16 protein-coding genes are annotated in these 18,434 nt (G+C 39.6%); 8 read left to right on the plus strand and 8 right to left on the minus strand.

The window, feature by feature from the left end; genetic code table 11:
• Nucleotides 1-133: 133 nt before the first annotated feature.
• The 6 genes from PSF31_RS09445 to PSF31_RS09470 all read right to left on the minus strand — a co-directional run bounded on the left by PSF31_RS09445 (nt 134) and on the right by PSF31_RS09470 (nt 6,550).
• Nucleotides 134-1,939, minus strand: a complete 1,806-nt coding sequence (locus PSF31_RS09445) for an AAA family ATPase (protein WP_032471334.1) — start codon at nt 1,937-1,939, stop codon at nt 134-136.
• Complete coding sequence (locus PSF31_RS09450; RefSeq protein WP_032471335.1) at nt 1,936-2,412, minus strand: ABC-three component system middle component 2; 477 nt, start codon at nt 2,410-2,412, stop codon at nt 1,936-1,938. Before PSF31_RS09450 ends, PSF31_RS09445 begins: the two co-directional genes overlap by 4 nt.
• On the minus strand, nt 2,405-3,436 hold the full coding sequence (locus PSF31_RS09455; RefSeq protein ID WP_032471336.1) for an ABC-three component system protein: 1,032 nt from the start codon (nt 3,434-3,436) through the stop codon (nt 2,405-2,407). The genes PSF31_RS09450 and PSF31_RS09455 overlap by 8 nt, the downstream gene beginning before the upstream one ends.
• Nucleotides 3,437-3,642: 206 nt before the next feature.
• Nucleotides 3,643-3,903 carry a hypothetical protein gene (locus PSF31_RS09460; protein ID WP_032471337.1) on the minus strand — a complete coding sequence of 87 codons (261 nt, stop codon included), beginning with the start codon at nt 3,901-3,903 and terminating at the stop codon, nt 3,643-3,645.
• A gap of 824 nt (nt 3,904-4,727) precedes the next feature.
• Complete coding sequence (locus PSF31_RS09465; RefSeq protein WP_004260890.1) at nt 4,728-5,135, minus strand: helix-turn-helix domain-containing protein; 408 nt, start codon at nt 5,133-5,135, stop codon at nt 4,728-4,730.
• Nucleotides 5,136-5,377: 242 nt separating this feature from the next.
• On the minus strand, nt 5,378-6,550 hold the full coding sequence (locus PSF31_RS09470) for an MFS transporter (RefSeq protein ID WP_096865136.1): 1,173 nt from the start codon (nt 6,548-6,550) through the stop codon (nt 5,378-5,380).
• Between the two features lie 331 nt (nt 6,551-6,881).
• Here PSF31_RS09470 and ivbL point away from each other — a divergent pair, with 331 nt between their 5' ends.
• The 4 genes from ivbL to PSF31_RS09490 all read left to right on the plus strand — a co-directional run bounded on the left by ivbL (nt 6,882) and on the right by PSF31_RS09490 (nt 9,917).
• The gene (gene ivbL, locus PSF31_RS09475) at nt 6,882-6,971 is read left to right on the plus strand and encodes an ilvB operon leader peptide IvbL (RefSeq protein WP_099975407.1); all 90 of its coding nucleotides are present in this window, start codon (nt 6,882-6,884) and stop codon (nt 6,969-6,971) included.
• Nucleotides 6,972-7,074: 103 nt separating this feature from the next.
• The gene (ilvB, locus tag PSF31_RS09480) at nt 7,075-8,772 is read left to right on the plus strand and encodes an acetolactate synthase large subunit (RefSeq protein WP_036958316.1); all 1,698 of its coding nucleotides are present in this window, start codon (nt 7,075-7,077) and stop codon (nt 8,770-8,772) included.
• 2 nt (nt 8,773-8,774) lie between these two features.
• Nucleotides 8,775-9,059: an acetolactate synthase small subunit gene (ilvN, locus tag PSF31_RS09485; protein WP_004260877.1), complete on the plus strand. Its 285-nt coding sequence runs from the start codon at nt 8,775-8,777 to the stop codon at nt 9,057-9,059.
• 195 nt (nt 9,060-9,254) lie between these two features.
• Nucleotides 9,255-9,917 carry a hypothetical protein gene (locus tag PSF31_RS09490; protein ID WP_164561229.1) on the plus strand — a complete coding sequence of 221 codons (663 nt, stop codon included), beginning with the start codon at nt 9,255-9,257 and terminating at the stop codon, nt 9,915-9,917.
• Here the strand turns inward: PSF31_RS09490 and PSF31_RS09495 are convergent.
• On the minus strand, nt 9,914-10,471 hold the full coding sequence (locus tag PSF31_RS09495) for a helix-turn-helix domain-containing protein (protein ID WP_004260872.1): 558 nt from the start codon (nt 10,469-10,471) through the stop codon (nt 9,914-9,916). The genes PSF31_RS09490 and PSF31_RS09495 overlap by 4 nt on opposite strands.
• Nucleotides 10,472-10,682: 211 nt before the next feature.
• Here PSF31_RS09495 and PSF31_RS09500 point away from each other — a divergent pair, with 211 nt between their 5' ends.
• Both PSF31_RS09500 and PSF31_RS09505 read left to right on the plus strand, forming a co-directional pair.
• Nucleotides 10,683-11,435: a sulfite exporter TauE/SafE family protein gene (locus PSF31_RS09500; RefSeq protein ID WP_094961400.1), complete on the plus strand. Its 753-nt coding sequence runs from the start codon at nt 10,683-10,685 to the stop codon at nt 11,433-11,435.
• 94 nt (nt 11,436-11,529) lie between these two features.
• Nucleotides 11,530-12,813 carry an MFS transporter gene (locus PSF31_RS09505; RefSeq protein ID WP_110592626.1) on the plus strand — a complete coding sequence of 428 codons (1,284 nt, stop codon included), beginning with the start codon at nt 11,530-11,532 and terminating at the stop codon, nt 12,811-12,813.
• 46 nt (nt 12,814-12,859) lie between these two features.
• On the opposite strand, the gene PSF31_RS09510 is transcribed toward PSF31_RS09505, so the two are convergent.
• Nucleotides 12,860-14,548, minus strand: coding sequence for an ArnT family glycosyltransferase (locus tag PSF31_RS09510; RefSeq protein WP_096865133.1), 1,689 nt, complete (start codon nt 14,546-14,548; stop codon nt 12,860-12,862).
• A gap of 616 nt (nt 14,549-15,164) precedes the next feature.
• On the opposite strand from PSF31_RS09510, the gene PSF31_RS09515 reads away from it, so the two are divergent.
• Complete coding sequence (locus PSF31_RS09515; RefSeq protein ID WP_004260863.1) at nt 15,165-16,511, plus strand: NCS2 family permease; 1,347 nt, start codon at nt 15,165-15,167, stop codon at nt 16,509-16,511.
• Between the two features lie 263 nt (nt 16,512-16,774).
• Complete coding sequence (locus PSF31_RS09520; protein ID WP_096865132.1) at nt 16,775-18,424, plus strand: Na+/H+ antiporter; 1,650 nt, start codon at nt 16,775-16,777, stop codon at nt 18,422-18,424.
• Nucleotides 18,425-18,434 lie beyond the last annotated feature (10 nt).

Below are 18,434 nucleotides of genomic sequence, written 5' to 3' on the forward strand. Positions count from 1 at the left end.
AGGTGGAGTTTGTCTCCACCTTTCTAAAAACTGCTTTGTCGCGAAAGTGGTTCAAGTAGAATCAATGGTGCCTTGAGGTCTCTCCTCAATGAGGCCTTCTCAAACCTTGGACAAGTTCTATAATTGTCGGTTTTCATACGGGGAAAAAACCTAATCGGCCAGGGATACCTTTAGAACCAACAAATTCAGTAAAATTCAATATATTTAAGGTCTCTAAACTTGGTTCTTCATTCTCTAAAATAAGAATCTGTCCTGGTTCGGTACGGTTTGCTAACCAAGCATAAAAGCGGTCTTTAACACTTTCATCAAGAAGTTCTTCGCCGTCACTGTTAGTTCCATGCTTGGGATCTTTATACGTCACTACTGGAGAGTCAATAATAGTAAAACCCAGATGTGGATGTCCGTTCACCATAGCTCTCTCCATTAATGCAACCATATAAGCTGTTAGAAAAATACCTCTCTTTCCTTTTCCATAGGATGTACGCCTACGCTGATTAATATCAATGTCAGAAAGGCTATCATCAAAATAAACAGAATCTACGCTAGGCACCCCCCAAGTATCTAATAGTGTTTTGATTCTTTTGCATAGTACTGTCGAACTTTCTGACATATTTCTATTAACAGTTTGCTTTTTGCGCTTACTTTTTTCTTTCATCTCAGCCAGCCGAATCTTAAGGTTTTCAACCCTTAATAAATCAGCAACCGCCATAGACAGTGTTACTTTACGATCTGAAAGAGTCTCTAAGCCGTACTTTATATTAAGACTTTGTGGCGATAGAAGTGCTTCTTGTTTTTGTTCATTTTCTAGAGCTTCTCTAGAATTTCTTTGCAGTGCGTTAGATATTTCATCAAGTCTTATGAGAACATCATTTAAAGCCTCCTTCAATCCATCACGTAATCCTGAGATTTTTTCATTCTCTGCATGTGCAGCTAAGCGAAGCATTGGTGTCTGAGTATCTTTATCTTTGTGACGTAACTGGTGTTGGATGTCTGTATAGCAAAGAGGACATGGTCGAATATCAAAACTATCAGCTATTGATGCGGCAGTTGATATAGCTTGTAGTCGTTGTTGATCGCTTACATATTTTTTATCAAGCAACTGAAATCTATTTTCTGCCTCTTTTAATGCTGCTAACTCCTGAGATAGTTGTCGCCTTTCTTTATCAATTATTAAGCGGTTATTTCTAAGCTCGGCAAGTTCGGAGGCATGACCTCTTATATGAGCTGTGATGACCCCAATCTCAGCTGTCACTTTAAGCAAACTTTCCTGAGCATCTTTCAGTGATAGGTCATTAGGTATGTCCGCAAGTAAGTTATTGATCTGTTGGTTAATTGCCTCGATATGTCCTTTTGCAATATTCCGATCGTTTGTTGATGCAGGAAGAACCATTTCGGAATCATCTGAACCACTTAAGATCATAGCTAGTGCAGACTTGTTTCGAGTTTTCAGATTGGTATCTTTACCTTCAAATGAAACATTGTCTAATGTTTCAATCTCATCAAATATGCTAACGCGACGAAGATCTCCTGCCGTCAAATTGCCAAGCTTTCCTGCCTTAATCAGTATCTTTACTCCTGCAGTTCCACACCATGTCTGAAGCAGGTCACTTATATTTTTTTCAATTGCAATTTCACCTTGAGGAGGATTCTCATGCAAGCCCTCATACACAGCTTCTTCACCATTAAGTAGGTCTCGAAATAATGTGAAATAGTCGCCATTGGATAGTACGATTTGAACTGCTGCCCTAGTATATCCATCCGAGAAGCCAACACCTTTAGGCTTTTGACCTCCACCAAAGCAATATCTAAAACATTCGACAATGTAAGATTTTCCTGTATCAGTGGGACCAAAAACTAAATGAGATTTTCCATTTAGTGTAAGTTTTGCCGGCACTTTTCCTGGCCCAGTCACCACCAATTCATGAATACTAATTGTCATAGAGCAGTTCCTTTGTTTGTTATTGGAAGGAACTCTGTGCCCCATAAGGTGCCGCGCATTCCAAATATTTTTTCGAGATTTTTCTCATCCATATCACCTAACGCAGACGCTACCCATTCACAGCGCTTGTATAATTCTCGAGAGTATTCTCCGCCAATCAGACCAACTAAGGCCGGACCATTCTCACCAAGCTGGAAACTAATACCACCATCATCAGCCTGTACATCAATGAATGACCGTTGCGCCATCAAATATAACCCTTCTTCAATTATCTCTCTCCTACTGACGTATTCTCCACCTCGCAGCGGAACTGGCGTATGTAGGCTTTCTGGGCCGTTTAGATCTGCCGAATAGATTGCGGCATAATCGAAATAAACTAGGCGCTGTAAATCAACTTTTTTAGGATATAGAGCCATCAACAAATGCACCATTCTGAGTCCAAGCTCAAATGGAGTATTAAATACATCACTCATCTTCATCCACCCATTTTACTCTACCCTGATTTGCAAGATGGTGGCAGGTTCCTCCGAGGTCGCCTGCTTGTAATCGCCCACTTAAAGGGTTAGAGGTTACCTGTAATGTGTTTGCAGTATTTAAAACCTCTTTTAGTCTTGTGAGGCCATTCTCATGCGGATAATTTAAGGAGCTACCTATCCCTATCTCGACTTGGTTCTTCAAATCATCAAATGCTCCTGGAAGCTTGTCTCTACTAAAACGGTTAAGACCTTCCGCGCTGTAAAAAAGCATTCGCTGTGCTTTAAAATGTGATTGATACCTTTTAGGAATGTCAGTCAGATGAGATAGTTCAATGTGATCTAACTCCTGATAGACATCAAGAAGTGCTTTGACGAATTGATGCTCATTGGTGTCAGGATTTTTTGGCATAATTGGGTTGGGCTGTCGAGCAGGTAAAACGCCAAACATCTCCCAGTGTTTGCATGATCGAGAGTGTATTTCTAACAGATCAGCGGATGGCTTTACCTTGAAAACCTCAAAAGGAAAGTTCTGAATAAATAGATCTAGTTCTGGAGTGAGATCTTTTTTGAATGTTACGAAATTTCCAGACTTATCTTTCCATTCCTGAAGCATCCAAGCTTTAAACCTTTCAGGATTTAGCGTGTAATCAAGCAGTGAAGGACCAACTTTGAGCGCACATATATAGTAATTTAAAGGACGCGTGTATGCCTTGGAGAAGACGTACCATAAGAATTTTGCAAGGTCAGGAGCAAAAGCACTTGGAGATAGCGTTCCTGCATAGTATTTCCCCTGATACAGGTCCCAAGTATCCTCTTCAGGCAATTGATGTAAATAGCCGCACACGTCTCTGCCTTTATCACCCGCACCACCAAGTCGATGCACATGAGTGTATTTCCCTTCTACTTGCAATTGTCTGGCGCACTGTTCTATAAACATCTCCCACTTCACATCATTGAATAAAAGTAGTCGTTGTTCCGGTGTTGGTTGTTCCGGTCCTGGGTGATAGAAATGTGTGCTCATTAGTTTCCATCTATAAGCGCTAATAACAAATTGAGACTAAAACAAAAAATGCTCAATGTGAATAGTAACGGAAGATTTGAAAGCCTGAGATTACTTGGTTGAGCAATAGCACACATTAATGCTCCTAAGTTCAATTAGAATTGAAGTTCGAGAAAAAGTAGCTTCCCAAGTTTCTTGTTTTAATGTGGTACTTTTGAGTATTCAGGTCACAGCTTAAAACCGTGATTTGAACCATCCGGTAGATCGACATGAAGGCGAAGTTTTCCTCCTGCGGATGCAACAAGCTGCTTCAGTCTCTGTAGGCTATCGATTGTGCAGTTATCAATGTGGCAACCTGCATCAGTCTCGATACGTTCTAGTAACTCGATTAAATGGATATGGATTAGCTGTTTTGAAGCTTTTTCCTGAGCAGAATCAACGAGATTTTGAGGTTGCTCTGCAATAATATCTTCCAGTGTTCTGCCCATTTTTGTTCCTTTGGAGTTGAGCCGCAAAACTTTCACATGTGAAAGTTTTTCCTAGATCTTTATGTTTGGATAGTTTAACCCACTCATAAGTGAATCATCATACTTCTCATCCTATCCTTTGCTTAGGAAAACTTGTCTTTTGCACCTTAAAAGGGCAATTACAGAGTTTTATCCTTTTTGGTCCCTGTCATACTCTTTACTCACTGTCAGCGCTCGCTGGCTATAGCGGTAGCTGGCCCTAAACAGCAATACCTTACCCTCGGGAGGCTATCTCTCAAGGTACTCCTCCATAATCACAGGAGATAATTATGGCCCACTCGATATTCCAAGATCCAGTTGGCGTTTTGTTGATTAGGTGCTGTCGCCGAAAGTGTCAAGATGCTATCTTTACGCTCAGCGGCGAACACTCCATAGTTCTTGCTCAAATCGTTGACAATATTTGAGTTTAACTTAACAAAATTGGCTTTTTTTACAATAAAAGGCAATACTTTTAATAGCTTGAATGGCTTTTTGCATAACTTTATGTGAACTGCCGTTCTAATTTATTTGCTGATTAGAATGCACAAAAAATAAAGGCTTCCTTGTGAAGCCTTTATTTTTTAATAAAGATAAATGTATAAAATTATATACCCAAAAAATTATTATTTTTTATTAAGATAGTAAAGTAAATATAAAACTAAAACCTTAAGGTTTTATTAATTTTAAATTAAGGTTTTCTTAACTAAATGGGAAATAATAAAGCCCCAGTAGTTAACTTACATGGGGCTTTGTATTGGTAGTGTTATTAAAAAAGGAAATATAAATTTTATTTTCATATTAGCGTATCAAGCTACTTTAGGTTCCAGTAGTAATGGGTCATTTTGACTTTCACCCGATAGGCGATAGATTGACGGTGACGTACCTAAATAAGCTCTAAATCGCTTTGCAAAAGATTGTTGGGAGTCGAATTGGTATTTTAATGCAATATCAATAACTTGAAGCTCGGTGGAACATAGGTCTTTAGCGGCTTCACAAATTCTCCTTCGGCGAATATATTCACCTAAAGGCATACCTACGACTTTTCTAAATACTCTTTGTAAATGCCATTTTGTATATCCTGATCTGAGTGCGATATCATCGAGTAATAAACGACTGGTTAAGTTCATTTCAATCCAAACTAATATTTCATTAACAACTGTAGATTGAAATTCTGTGTATTTCCCATTACAGGGAACAGGGATTTCTTTATACATAATATCTTCCTATTAGTTACTTTTTAATCTTATCCGTCATTAAGTCAATAGCCAATAAATAAATGGTAAACAAAACCGAATACAGTTTGTTAATTTGTAAAATAGACAAAATACCGATTTTTAATTAGTTTATAGCCAGTAGAGTTTATCTTAAGGAGATATATTCATAATGATATCGATTAGCAACAGATGAAACTATTACGCCCTTTGAATATAAAAACACGGTACTATGGTAAAGCTCTTCATTGGTTGCTGGGGATATATTTCTTTAGCTTCCAAAAACTAATTAAAATTATGGCTGAGATGACGACAGATAGGGTATTCATCGTCTGCCAACCGAATGTGAAGAAAAGAGCCCCTGCTCCTAAGCTCCCTATTCCACCGAAGAAATAGATAAGAAAATCGGTTATTCCCTGCACTTTAGCGCGTTCATGAGCTTCATAGGTATGTGGTAATAGGTTAGTAGTGCTGATTAAAATTAAATTCCAGGCGACACCAACAAAAATACCCGCCAACAAATAATTGTAAAAATGGTTACCTAGCAGGTTCATAGTCGCTGATAAAATTAACAATATGATACCGCAGAAAATAATGCGTTTTGCCCCTAAATGATGAATTAATGTTCCAGTAAAAAATGACGGTGCAAACATACCTAATACATGAAATTGAAATACAATCGCAATAGAGGAAAAGGCGAAATCATGTTGTTTCATAGATAACGGTATCGAGGCAAAGGTGAAAACCACAATGGCATATCCAACCGCGCTAACAATGGCGATTAATTTTAAAATAGGTTGTGAATACAATGCACTGTAGTCGCGTTTGACTAACACTTCATCCGATGGCGTTTTCACTATTTTCTTTAATGGCACAATTAATAATAGAATAAATGCGATCACATAAATGGCGGCTAACGTGATGAATGGCCCTGCAAACGGGTATTCTGTAAAAAATCGTTGAGTGGTAATAGCTAATGTTGGGCCGATTAAGGCTGCGGCAATGCCTCCACTCATAACTAGGCCAATGGCTTTTGCTCGTAAAGAAATGGGGGCTTCTTCAATTGCGGTAAAACGGAATTGTTGTGCAGTACCAATAGCAATCCCAGTAAAAAACAGTCCAATAGAAAAATAAACTAAATGGCTTTCTATCACGCCCAGAATAGAAAAGCCTGCGCCGATTAACCCACCGATGTTACCAATAATAAAGCCTACTCTTCTCGAATACTTTTGCATTAAAAACGCGATCGGAATAGTTGCTAGGATTAAGCCAACGTACTGGCTTACCAGTGGAATTGTTGCATAAGTTGGGTTGGTAGCCAGTTTTTCGCCAATAACCACTGCTACAGAAAGGACAATAGCATTTCCTGTGATAAATAATGCAAGTGTGATGGCTAACCACCAAACGGATTTTGGCATATATCCCTCTATTTATTAATTAAAAATCAATTAGTTAATATTTCCATCAAGGCGCAATCCCCTTGATTGGAGCAAAGGATGCAACTTGAAGTTGACTTTAAGTCAAGGTTTTTTTGGGTGATTTAAAATAGCGATTAATGCTGTATTTTTTTATTTTTGTAGATAATATCTCCATTAGAGTGGTGTGTGATGAATGTCGCAATTACCATTCCTTTGGAATAAAACAAGAAAAAATGATTGTCATCCTGAGAAATTTATGTTTTCTTAAGAAAAGAAACTGAAAAACAACAATCAATAAATTAGACAGACTAAACAGGAAAATCCCGTGAACATGATTACTAATCACTCAAACCTACTACTAACCGCGCCATGTGCCGCGGTGGTCGTGCGTGTGGTGGTGGTCGTGGGCTTAGCGCCGTAACGGGTACAAATCAACGCAGATTTAGAAACCCCGCCGGCGCAAACCGAGCGGGGTTTTTTATCACCTCTCGCTCGGATCCGCAGGCTAGCAAAGGATAATTATGATGAGCGAATCGGGCACCACAACACCACATAAAACCCGCTTTACGGGTGCGGAATTAATCGTATATTTACTGGAAAAGCACGGTATTACTATCGTTTCAGGCATTCCAGGTGGAGCGGCTTTACCTTTTTATGACGCATTAGGTCAAAGCCAGAAAATCCGCCACATACTGGCACGTCATGAGCAAGGTGCAGGTTTTATAGCTCAGGGAATTGCTCGTACCACGGGAAAAGCCGCGGTTTGTATCTCTTCAAGTGGCCCTGGTGCGACAAACTTAGTGACCGCTATCGCAGATGCAAAGCTGGACTCTATCCCGCTGGTTTGTATTACTGCTCAAGTTTCTTCATCAATGATTGGTACAGATGCTTTCCAAGAAGTTGATACCTATGGTATTTCGATTCCAGTAACGAAACATAACTATTTGGTTCGTAATATCAATGAATTGCCACAAGTGATTTGTGATGCTTTTCGTATTGCAGAGTCAGGCCGCCCTGGACCTGTTTGGATTGATATTCCAAAAGATGTTCAAACAGCCACAATTGAACTAACTGAAATACCAGAAGTATTACCGAAAGATAAAGCCCCTGCATTTGACATGGAAAAAGTGCTACAAGCGGCTGAAATGATTAATAACGCGAAACGTCCAGTACTGTATTTTGGTGGTGGGGTAATTAGCTCCGATTCCACAGAAACGGCGATTGCATTTGCGGAAAAAGCAACGTTACCGACAACCATGACACTAATGGCACTTGGTACTATCCCGATGCGAAACCCCTTATATTTAGGGATGTTAGGTATGCATGCTGCCGCAAGTACTAACATGATTATGGAAGAATCGGATTTGTTAATTGTGATTGGCGCGCGTTTTGATGATAGAGCGATAGGGAAAGCTGAGAAATTTTGCCCTAACGCAAAAATTATCCATGTGGATATCGATAAAGCAGAAATTAGCAAAATTAAGCGCCCAGATATCGCCATTCATGCTGATGCGGGTCAAATATTGGAATTGTTATTGCCTTTAGTTGAACGTAATGAGCGCACAGAATGGATGGCGCAAGTTAATCAATTAAAAGAGAAATATCCATTGAATTTTAGCGAGGCTGATAACCCGTTAAACCATTATGGTTTAGTTCTGTCTACGGCACGTGCAGCAGGCGAAGATGCGATTGTGACAACGGATGTTGGTCAGCACCAAATGTGGGCAGCCCAAGCTTATCCTCTGTCTCGCCCACGTCAATGGCTGACATCAGGTGGGTTAGGTACCATGGGTTTTGGTCTGCCTGCCGCCATTGGTGCTGCGCTGGCAAAGCCCGAAAAAACCATTGTGTGTTTTTCCGGTGATGGCAGTTTGATGATGAATATTCAAGAGTTGGCAACCGCAGCGGAGCATCAACTGAATATCAAAATCATCTTAATGAATAACCAAGCGTTAGGAATGGTACATCAACAGCAAGATTTATTTTTTGAAAACCGCATATTTGCTGCAGCTTATCCGTATCAAACGGATTTTATCAAGATTGCGGAAGGGTTTGGTCTGCAAACTTGCGATTTAAATAATGAAGCAGACCCAGAAATGGCATTAGAAGCGATAATGAATACCAAAGGTCCATGTTTGATCCATGCCTTGATTGATGTTAATCAAAAGGTATATCCAATGGTTCCGCCGGGTGCAGCTAACATTGATATGATTGGAGCGTAATTATGGTATTTGAACATCATCCGATTGCTTTAGAGCTAATTGTTCGTAACCACCCAGGTGTTATGTCACATATTTGTGGTTTATTTGCCCGTAGAGCATTTAACGTTGATGGCATTCTATGTATGCCGATTAAAGATAAAGATGAGAGCCGTATATGGCTATTAGTACAAAAAGATGAGCGCTTGTCGCAAATGATTAACCAAGTTGAAAAATTAGAAGATGTTCGGGAAGTACGCTTTAGTGATGATTTGCGTCTTTTCGAAACAATGGAAAATTATTTGCAGTAATTCTGATATTAAACTTTATGACTTAAATAGCCCATTCAATTGCATGGGCTATTTTCTTTTACATTTAATTATAGTGATAATTTAGGGTTTCTTAAAGCGAACAAAGATGATATAAAATCAGCTACCGGATAATGATTCACCGAATGTATTGCAGGTTTGTATTTGGCAATATGAATAGTAAACAGGTATAAAATTATGCAAAACAATATCTATTTGTCGGACACCTATCAGTATGAAGTTGAAACATCCCTACTGGTACAAGGGCATGATGATGAAGGTCATTGGATAGCTTTAAAAGATAACATTTTTCACCCACAAGGCGGCGGACAACCCATGGATACAGCATGGGTGAATGATATACCTGTTCGTATTAAGAAACAATCGGGTGGGCTAATTGTAGGATACATACCTGAAGGTGTTACTTTTAGCCAAGAAAATAATGTGGTTGCAAGGGTGGACAAAGAAAAACGTCAGCTCTACGCTGCTCTTCATACCGCCGGTCATTTGTTGAATTGGGAATTGCGTCGTTTTGGCTGGCTTGCACAAAAAGGCCATCATTTTCCTGATGAATCTCGAGTGGAATTTAGCATGATGGAAGGGGATGTTACTCCTTTTGATGAACTCGATAGCCAATATATTGAAGATATTGTTAACCAAAGCATTCGTAGTGGACGCTCCGTTGCAATAAAGCAAAAGGATGATTTACGGATCAGTTATATCGACCAAACTGAAGAAATGCCTTGTGGTGGAACACATGTTTCTTCGCTAGATAATATTCAGCATTTTTCAATTAAGTCGATGAAATTTAAAAAGGGGACACTGCGCATTAGTTATGATGCACAACATGCCGTAATTTAAACGCTATCACTAAGATGGGAGTAGGTCATAACAACAGTTGCTTGAAGTTCTCCTTCCATACAGAGATAACTATGTGGGAAATCACCACTGAAAGCATAAAAGTCCCCCGCCTCTAAGACGATATTTTGGTCGTTATGCAGTCGTAACATGAGGGAGCCAGAATTCACCATAATGTGTTCATGGGTTCCACTCATATGGGCGGGGCTATTGATGATAGCGCCTCTCTTCATGGTTAATTGCCAAATTTCAGAGATATTTCCCATGCTAATGCGAAATTTAAACTGTTGTGAATACTCTTTTTCGCTGGGAGTGGCTTTGAGGAAATAGGGATAAGCCTCATGTTGCCGAGTAAACAGGTCGCTAAGTGGAAAGCGTAGGGCAATAGCAATCGACTCTAATGTATCAATACGTGGGTTTGAGTCACCGGACTCCAGCTTGGATAAAGCCGCTTTCGATATTCCTGATATACGCGATAGTTCGTTTAGCGAAAGGTCTCTTGCTTGCCTCAGTAAGCGAATTTTTTGCCCGATTTTTATATTAATTTTTTTATCCACAATGTGTCTTTACCTGAATTTTAATTTATTGTGCTAATTCTGTATTACTCAGAGAAGCAAATTATACACGCTTAATTGTATATTGTATTTAAAGCGGCTATTTTGTTTTTTGATATAGATTTGAAATTTAAAACCCTACAAAAATAAAACTATTTTCTGTATTTGAAAGAAACTATAGTGAGGATGTTAAAAAACGTCTGGAGTTTAGGTCATGCCGTTTGAATTATTATCACCAGAAATGGCGATTTGTTTCTCAACACTGCTTTTTGCTTATTTGGTTTTTGGCATGGCGGGCTTTGGTTCAGCCCTGATTGCAACACCAGTATTAGCCATGTATTTGCCGTTAAATATGATTGTTCCAATTTTGGCGTTAATTGATTTAACCGCCGCGATTTTAAATTTATTTAAAGATGGTAAAAATGCGGATTATCAGGAAATTAAATGGATAATTCCACTAATGATAGTGGGGAGTTTAGTCGGTGCTGCGATTTTATTAAAAACCCGCCCCGATATACTCGTATTATTACTTGGGTTATTCGTTGTAGGTTATGTACTCCACGCTTTCTTTTCTAAAAAAGCAAAATCACCCTTTTCAAAAGCATTAGTTGTTCCATTTAGTTTAGTGGGTGGTGTTTTTAGTGCTTTATTTGGTAGTGGTGGCTTTATTTATGCCATGTATTTATCTAGCCGAATTGAAGATAAACAGCGTTTTCGTATCACTCAAATGACATTAATTGGGTTTAGCACACTAACTCGAGTCGTGATATTTTTAGTGATGGGGGTGTATCTCAATCTAGATATTTTATTGATTGCTTTAGCATTTTCTCCCGCCATGTTAATTGGTACGTGGGCTGGACGGCATATAACATTAAGAATTTCACGTGAAAGCTTTTTAAAAGTTATTAATGTCATCATTTTATTATCAGGTGTTGTGCTGCTTTATCGGTATTTTTTCGTCCTTTAAGTATTTAGAACGTCAAAAATAGTTTCATAAAGATAAATAGCAGAATATATAAGTCGTGTTACAATCACCGCAAACATTATTAGTTTCACTAGTAATGATGTGGTTTTTTATTTTTCATAATAATCTATTTTATGGAGTTAAAATCTGTTCTTTTGTAAAAAAGAAACGGGTTAATTTCAACATGAGCTCTGATAATCAGCGTTTACAAAATTTTCGTCGTTCCCCATCTTTTGCTATTTTTACTATCACTATGAGTATTGCGGTCATTGGTATCGTTATTGGGCTAAGTATTCCAATGGTTGCGCTTAGGCTAAATAACTATGGTTTCAATGAGTTGTATATCGGCATTATTTCGGCGGCACCTGCATTAGGCATGTTTTTAATTGCACCAGTGGTTCAACGTATTGTGCGTTGGTCAGGTAAGCGAAAAGCAATGCTATTGGCAACGATTGTTTCTGCCATTAGCTTATTACCATTATTGAGTACGTTACCTCTTTGGTTATTATTTCCGTTACGGTTAGTAACGGGCTTAGCGAGTGGTGTGATGATTTGCTTGGGGGAAACGTGGATTAACGAATTATCGCCTGAAAATAAACGGGGCCGTATTTTGGCAATTTACACTACAGTCTTCACAGTAAGCCAGCTACTTGGGCCTTCATTTATTGCTTATTATGGTGTGGAAGATAAATCACCTTTATTGATTTGTACGTTGATCCATTTAATCTCTGTGGTGCTATTTATTTTAATGGATCAAAAAGTCGGTGACCGTTTAGCTGAAAATGCCGCGAAATCTAATTTTTCAATTATTCAATTTGTAAAAATCGCACCGGGTATTTGTGGTGGAATTTTATTTTTTGCCTTCTTTGATGGAACTATTTTATCGATGTTCCCGATTTATGGTATGGGAATGGGGCACACAGAGGCGGTTGCTGCATTAATGATTAGCGCCATTCTTGCTGGGGATGCCATTATGCAGTTACCTTTTGGCTGGCTAGCAGACCATATGAATAGAGAAAAACTATACCGAATTTGTGGCATTATCACACTTGCAGCCAGTCTATTATTGCCCTTCCTTATTACTCAACCTTATCTAATTTGGGTATTGCTGTTTGTTTTAGGGGCGACTGCGGGGGCAATTTATACCATTGCTTTGGTACAAATCGGCCAATATTTCAAAGGGAATGAGTTGATCATCGCTAATGCAGCTGCCGCTATGCTGTGGGGAATTGGCAATTTATCAGGGCCATTACTTGCTGGGGTTGCGACTTCAATCTCACCTGTAGGTTTACCGGTGTTATTGGTTCTGTCTGTAACAGTATTTTTATGGTTCACACGAGAAAAATACAGCGCCCAAACGGTTGAACAAGTTATCCAATAAGCTGATTTGCGGTGCTTTACTCAAATTAGCGAGCACCGCATATAAATTATTCAATAACTTTATACACAACTAGATTTTCTCGGAATTCATCTGGGCGGTGATTGTGCCAGAATAACTCCATGCCTTGTGGCGCAGGTTTAATCGTTTTTGAGAGTACAATTAGCCAGCGGCATTGTTCAGGTTTTTCAAACCGGTCTTGGCGTTGGTGTAATACGCCAGTGTAATAGTAGAGCATTGGCGCTTCAGATTCGCCAATATTATCAGAAGCCATACAATCATTTTCTGTAAATTGGCCAGATAAATGCTGGTTTAAATCGACAAAAACCCCTTCGAAACCTTTTGCGTAGTCTATCCACCCCAAAAACAAGGTTAAAATTACCCCCCAAACAGCACATAAGCCTAATAACCAGTTTTTCATCATATGAAAAGCAGGTGGTATAGGGTTTGGAATAATTTTATTGCGTAAAAACCATACCAATGTAATTAACAGAGCGCAGATAAATGCAATGGAAGAAAATGGCATTTGGTAGCTCATGGGGAGCCAGCGGCTAAATGGAGCTAGCCATTCTTGTTGATGACCAGTCAAGGCGATGAAATAGCAAGCCCATAAAAAAAGAATGAGTACAGACCATAAAATAGCCGCAAATCGGGCAATTCCATTAAGGATTTTTTCAGGGAAACTAAGTAGTGTTTGGGTTCCTAAAATGGCCATTGGGGCAATAAAAGGCAATAAATATAGTGCGCGACCAGAAGCTGATATCTGTAGGAAAACAACGCCTAATAAAGGAAATAGTGCTAACAGAAATTCGTTTGAATTAAATAAACGCTTAATTGGGTGCCTTAGAAAATAAGCGACAGCTAGTAAACCGGAAGGAAAGGCAAATAAGGAAACCGCTGCAGGGATCCGCGTTAGGTTAGCTTTTGCGCCTAATTTCTCAACAGAAAAACCAAAGAAACGGCCGATATTATTTTCCCAAAACCACACTATAAATAAATCAGGATGCTGAAGGTAGAGTTGGATAGGCCAAGGTAAAATAGTGATAAGGGCGATTAGGCCTGCGGTTAAGCTGTGCAACCAAAATTGCTTAGTCCGGCACTGAGCAAGAAAAATGGGAGATAAGAACAGGCAAATCCAGAGAACTCCGGGGATGAAAACGCCTTTTGACAACATGGTGACGATGGTTCCAAGAGATAACCAAAGTGCAGACATGCGCATTTTTTGTTGTTGTATCAGCCCCAATAACCCATACAGACCAATGGTTGCGCCTGCCATCAGTGCAACATCGGTAAACATATCATGACTATGCCTGATAATACCGGGGGCACAGGCATACAGTGCAAAAGCGACCCAAATGCGAGTATCAGTGAAGTCTGTGGCTTGGAAAAAACGACGTGCCAAAAGAATAAAAAATGAAAAATTGATCACCGAAAAAAATAAGCTTGCACTACGAGCTGCATCATAAAGTGGCATGAAGCTTGAAAATAAATGAGAGGTAATAGCTGCAACCCAATAATAAAGCGGGGGTTTTTCCATAAATGGCTCACCCGCATTTGTAGGTACTAACCATTTACCAGTCTCATACATAGTTTGAATAATACCAAAACTATAATTTTCATCTTGTTTCCAAGGGCTGTGGCTATATATTCCTGGTAATAAATACACAGCAAGAAAACTAATGAAAAGTAGTAAAATACTCCGCTGTAATATGATTAATGGTGCATTCTTATTTGACATTTTTAATATGTTTTATGTGTTTTTTACTTGATTAAATTGAAACTATAACTGCAGTTGATAATAATTCAGGTTATATACTTAAATATATATTTACTCAGCAAGTGATATTTATTTTTTAATAAAAAACAATAGGAACTGTTTTTTTAGCTCTATTTTTAGAAGACGCATATTACCACCAGTAAATAAGTTTTTAGCTATTGGTTTTGTAAGCAAATATTCTGGGATTGTATCAAAAAAATGATCCCCCTCTTTAAACAGACACTATATGAAAGGTATTTAGCTATTTTTACGTAAAGTAAATGTAACTAAAAAGAATCATTATTTGAAAATAATCTTTATTGCATAAGAATCTGCATATTTGGGTGCTAAAAACAGCAAATGGGTAAGAAATGCTAAAAATACTTGATCATTCCCCCTGTTTAGAATGATAATTACCCCCCTCACGATACGTTTTATTCTATTTTAAAAGCCAAACGATTGCGCAACTGTTTTTATTGGGGTTTTTTTCTCAGTTAGTTTATTTTTTCTTAAAAACGTAATCGTTTACGTCAACGTATAGGTTAGTTGTTAGCAGTATTTGAGAATCTTCGTTTTCCATTAACAGCAGAGGTATACCATGTCAGGCCAACAGGCTTCATCCAGTTGCAAATTGGATTCATTTTTCAAGATAACAGCGCGCGGCTCTTCAGTTCGCCGTGAAATCATTGCAGGATTAACCACATTCTTAGCGATGGTTTATTCTGTCATCGTTGTACCTGGCATGTTAGGGCAAGCAGGGTTCCCTCCAACTGCGGTCTTTATTGCAACCTGCTTAGTGGCTGGTTTTGGTTCTTTATTGATGGGGTTATGGGCCAATCTACCAATGGCGATTGGCTGTGCTATTTCACTGACTGCATTTACCGCATTTAGTTTGGTATTAGGGCAGCAAATTAGTATTCCTGTGGCACTAGGTGCCGTATTTTTAATGGGGTGTTTGTTCACCATCATTTCTGTTACAGGTATTCGTAGTTGGATATTACGCAATATGCCAATGGGTATTGCACATGGTACAGGTATTGGTATCGGTTTATTTTTACTGCTAATCGCTGCTAATGGGGTGGGTTTAGTGATCAAAAACCCAAATGCAGGCCTGCCTGTTGCTCTTGGTGAATTTACGTCTTTCCCTGTTTTGATGTCACTCATTGGTTTAGCGGTTATTTTTGGTTTAGAAAAACGTCGTGTTCCGGGTGGTGTACTCCTCGTTATTATTGCAATTTCAATTATTGGTTTAATTTTTGATCCCGCAGTGAAATATCAAGGTTTCTTCAAGTTGCCTTCATTGGGTGATGACGGGCTTTCATTGGTTTTCAATATGGATATCATGGGCGCATTACAGCCAATGGTATTGCCAAGCTTACTTGCATTAGTCATGACGGCGGTTTTTGATGCGACAGGCACTATTCGTGCGGTGGCGGGGCAAGCGAATTTATTGGATAAAGACGGTCAAATTATTGATGGCGGTAAAGCGTTAACCGCAGACTCTGTAAGCAGTATCTTTGCGGGTGCGATTGGTGCATCTCCTGCGGCGGTATATATTGAATCTGCAGCAGGTACCGCCGCTGGTGGTCGCACAGGTTTAACCGCCGTGGTTGTCGGCGTACTGTTCTTACTTATTCTCTTTTTATCGCCGCTATCTTATTTGGTGCCTGCCTATGCAACAGCTCCAGCATTGATGTATGTTGGGCTTTTAATGTTAAGTAATGTCTCTAAGCTTGATTTCGATGATTTTGTGGATTCAATGTCTGGCTTATTGTGTGCCGTATTCATTGTTCTGACTTGTAATATCGTCACGGGGATCATGTTAGGCTTTGCTGCTTTGGTTATCGGCCGCATTTGCGCAGGCGAATGGCGCAAATTGAATATTGGTACTGTGATTATTGCTGTACTTTTAGTGGTGTTTTATGCTTCAGGTCTGGCAATCTAAAGTGGATTATTTCAAAAAGGTGGCTAGTGTTGCCACCTTTTTAACTTATTGTATTAATTAATCGTAAAGTCTCAATTTTTTCCCCGAAAATGGATGGCTAGGGATAAAATAGAGAGAAGGCAGTTAATCAAGTGGATGTGCATGATTTCCACTGGTTACTGGCTTAGTCTTAATTATCATGGTCTGGACGGTGCTATCTCTTACTATGCGGCGGCAGGCAAAATTTTAGGTTCTAGTCGCTAGGTTAATTCAGTAAGGGCAACATGGAAATTTTCTTTACTATTCTTATTTTGATTTTAGCTGTCTCTGTTTCAGGGGTAGCCGCTAAAATTCTTCCTATTCGTATTCCTCTTCCTCTCATTCAAATTGCTATCGGTGCGCTGTTGGCTTGGCCTCAATTCGGCCTGCATGTCACCTTTGACCCAGAACTTTTTATGGTTCTGTTAATCCCACCTTTGTTGTTTGTTGATGGGTGGAAAACCCCAACACGCGAGTTCTTTCAAAATGGTCGAGAAATTTTTATTTTAGTGTTGGTTCTCGTGCTGGTTACAGTGATTGGGATTGGTTATTTAATTTACTGGTTGATGCCAGGTATTCCATTGATTGCTGCGTTTGCTCTAGCGGCTGTGCTATCTCCAACTGATGCCGTTGCGTTATCTTCAATTGTTGGAAAAGGGCGTATCCCTAAACGGATGATGAGTGTGCTAGAAGGGGAGGCATTGATGAATGATGCCTCTGGTCTGGTTGCATTAAAATTTGCGGTAGCAATTGCCATGGGAACCATGGTGTTTAGTGCTTCTGGCGTTACCATTGAATTTTTCAAAGTTGCGGTTGGCGGGCTACTCGCAGGTATTATCGTGACTTGGCTGTACAGCAAATCGTTACGTTTAATGAGCCGTTGGAGTGGTGATGACCCAGCAACCCAAATTGTATTTATGCTATTGCTGCCATTTGCATCATACATGATTGCGGAACATATTGGGTTTTCAGGTATTTTAGCCGCCGTTGCGGCGGGTATGACCATCACAAAATCGGGGGTTATCCGTAACGCTCCATTAGCGATGAGGCTACGTGCTGATAGCGTTTGGTCGATGCTTGAATTTGTCTTTAACGGGTTGGTTTTCATCATGTTAGGGCTTCAATTGCCCGGTATCTGGGAAACGTCTGTTATCCAAGCAGATCTCGACCCAAGCGTAGAAACGTGGATGCTATTTGCCGCGGTGGCAATTATCTATTTTGCTTTACTGTTATTGCGTTTTTGTTGGCTATGGCTGATGAAAAGGTTTAGCCGTTTATTCTTAAAGAAAAAGCCACTACAATTTGCGAACTATACCGTACGTGAGCTTTGGCTAGCCTCTTTTGCAGGGGTACGTGGGGCTATTACCTTAGCGGGTGTGCTCTCTATTCCGTTATTTTTAACGGATGGCTCGCCATTCCCTGCTCGTTACCAGCTCGTGTTTATTGCCGCGGGAGTTATCTTATTTTCCATTTTTGCAGGTGTGGTCGCTTTACCGCTTCTGCTGCGTAATTTTAACGTGGGAGATAAAGAAGCGGATGCCAATGAAATTCGCATGGCAAAAGCCGCGATGGCGGAAGTGGCGATTGTCAGTTTAAATAAAATGCAGGAACGTTTATCTGCTGACGTTGATGAAAAACTCGATTCAGAAGATATCAGTGAAGTCGCTTCCCGCGTGACGGGTTATTTAAGGCGACGTACCGCAGGACAAGATGAAATTGACCATAATTTGCTGGTTGAAGACCTTGAACGGCGTTTCCGTTTAACGGCATTACGCGCAGAACGTGGTGAGCTTTATCACTTGCGCGCAACCAAGAAAATCAGTAATGAAACGCTACAAACGTTACTGGTTGATCTGGATTTATTAGAAGCCGTCTTGATCGAAAAAGAGCATTAAAACCAAAAAG

Origin of the sequence: Providencia sp. PROV156 (assembly GCF_028480905.1) — a bacterium.
Classification (GTDB): domain Bacteria; phylum Pseudomonadota; class Gammaproteobacteria; order Enterobacterales; family Enterobacteriaceae; genus Providencia; species Providencia hangzhouensis.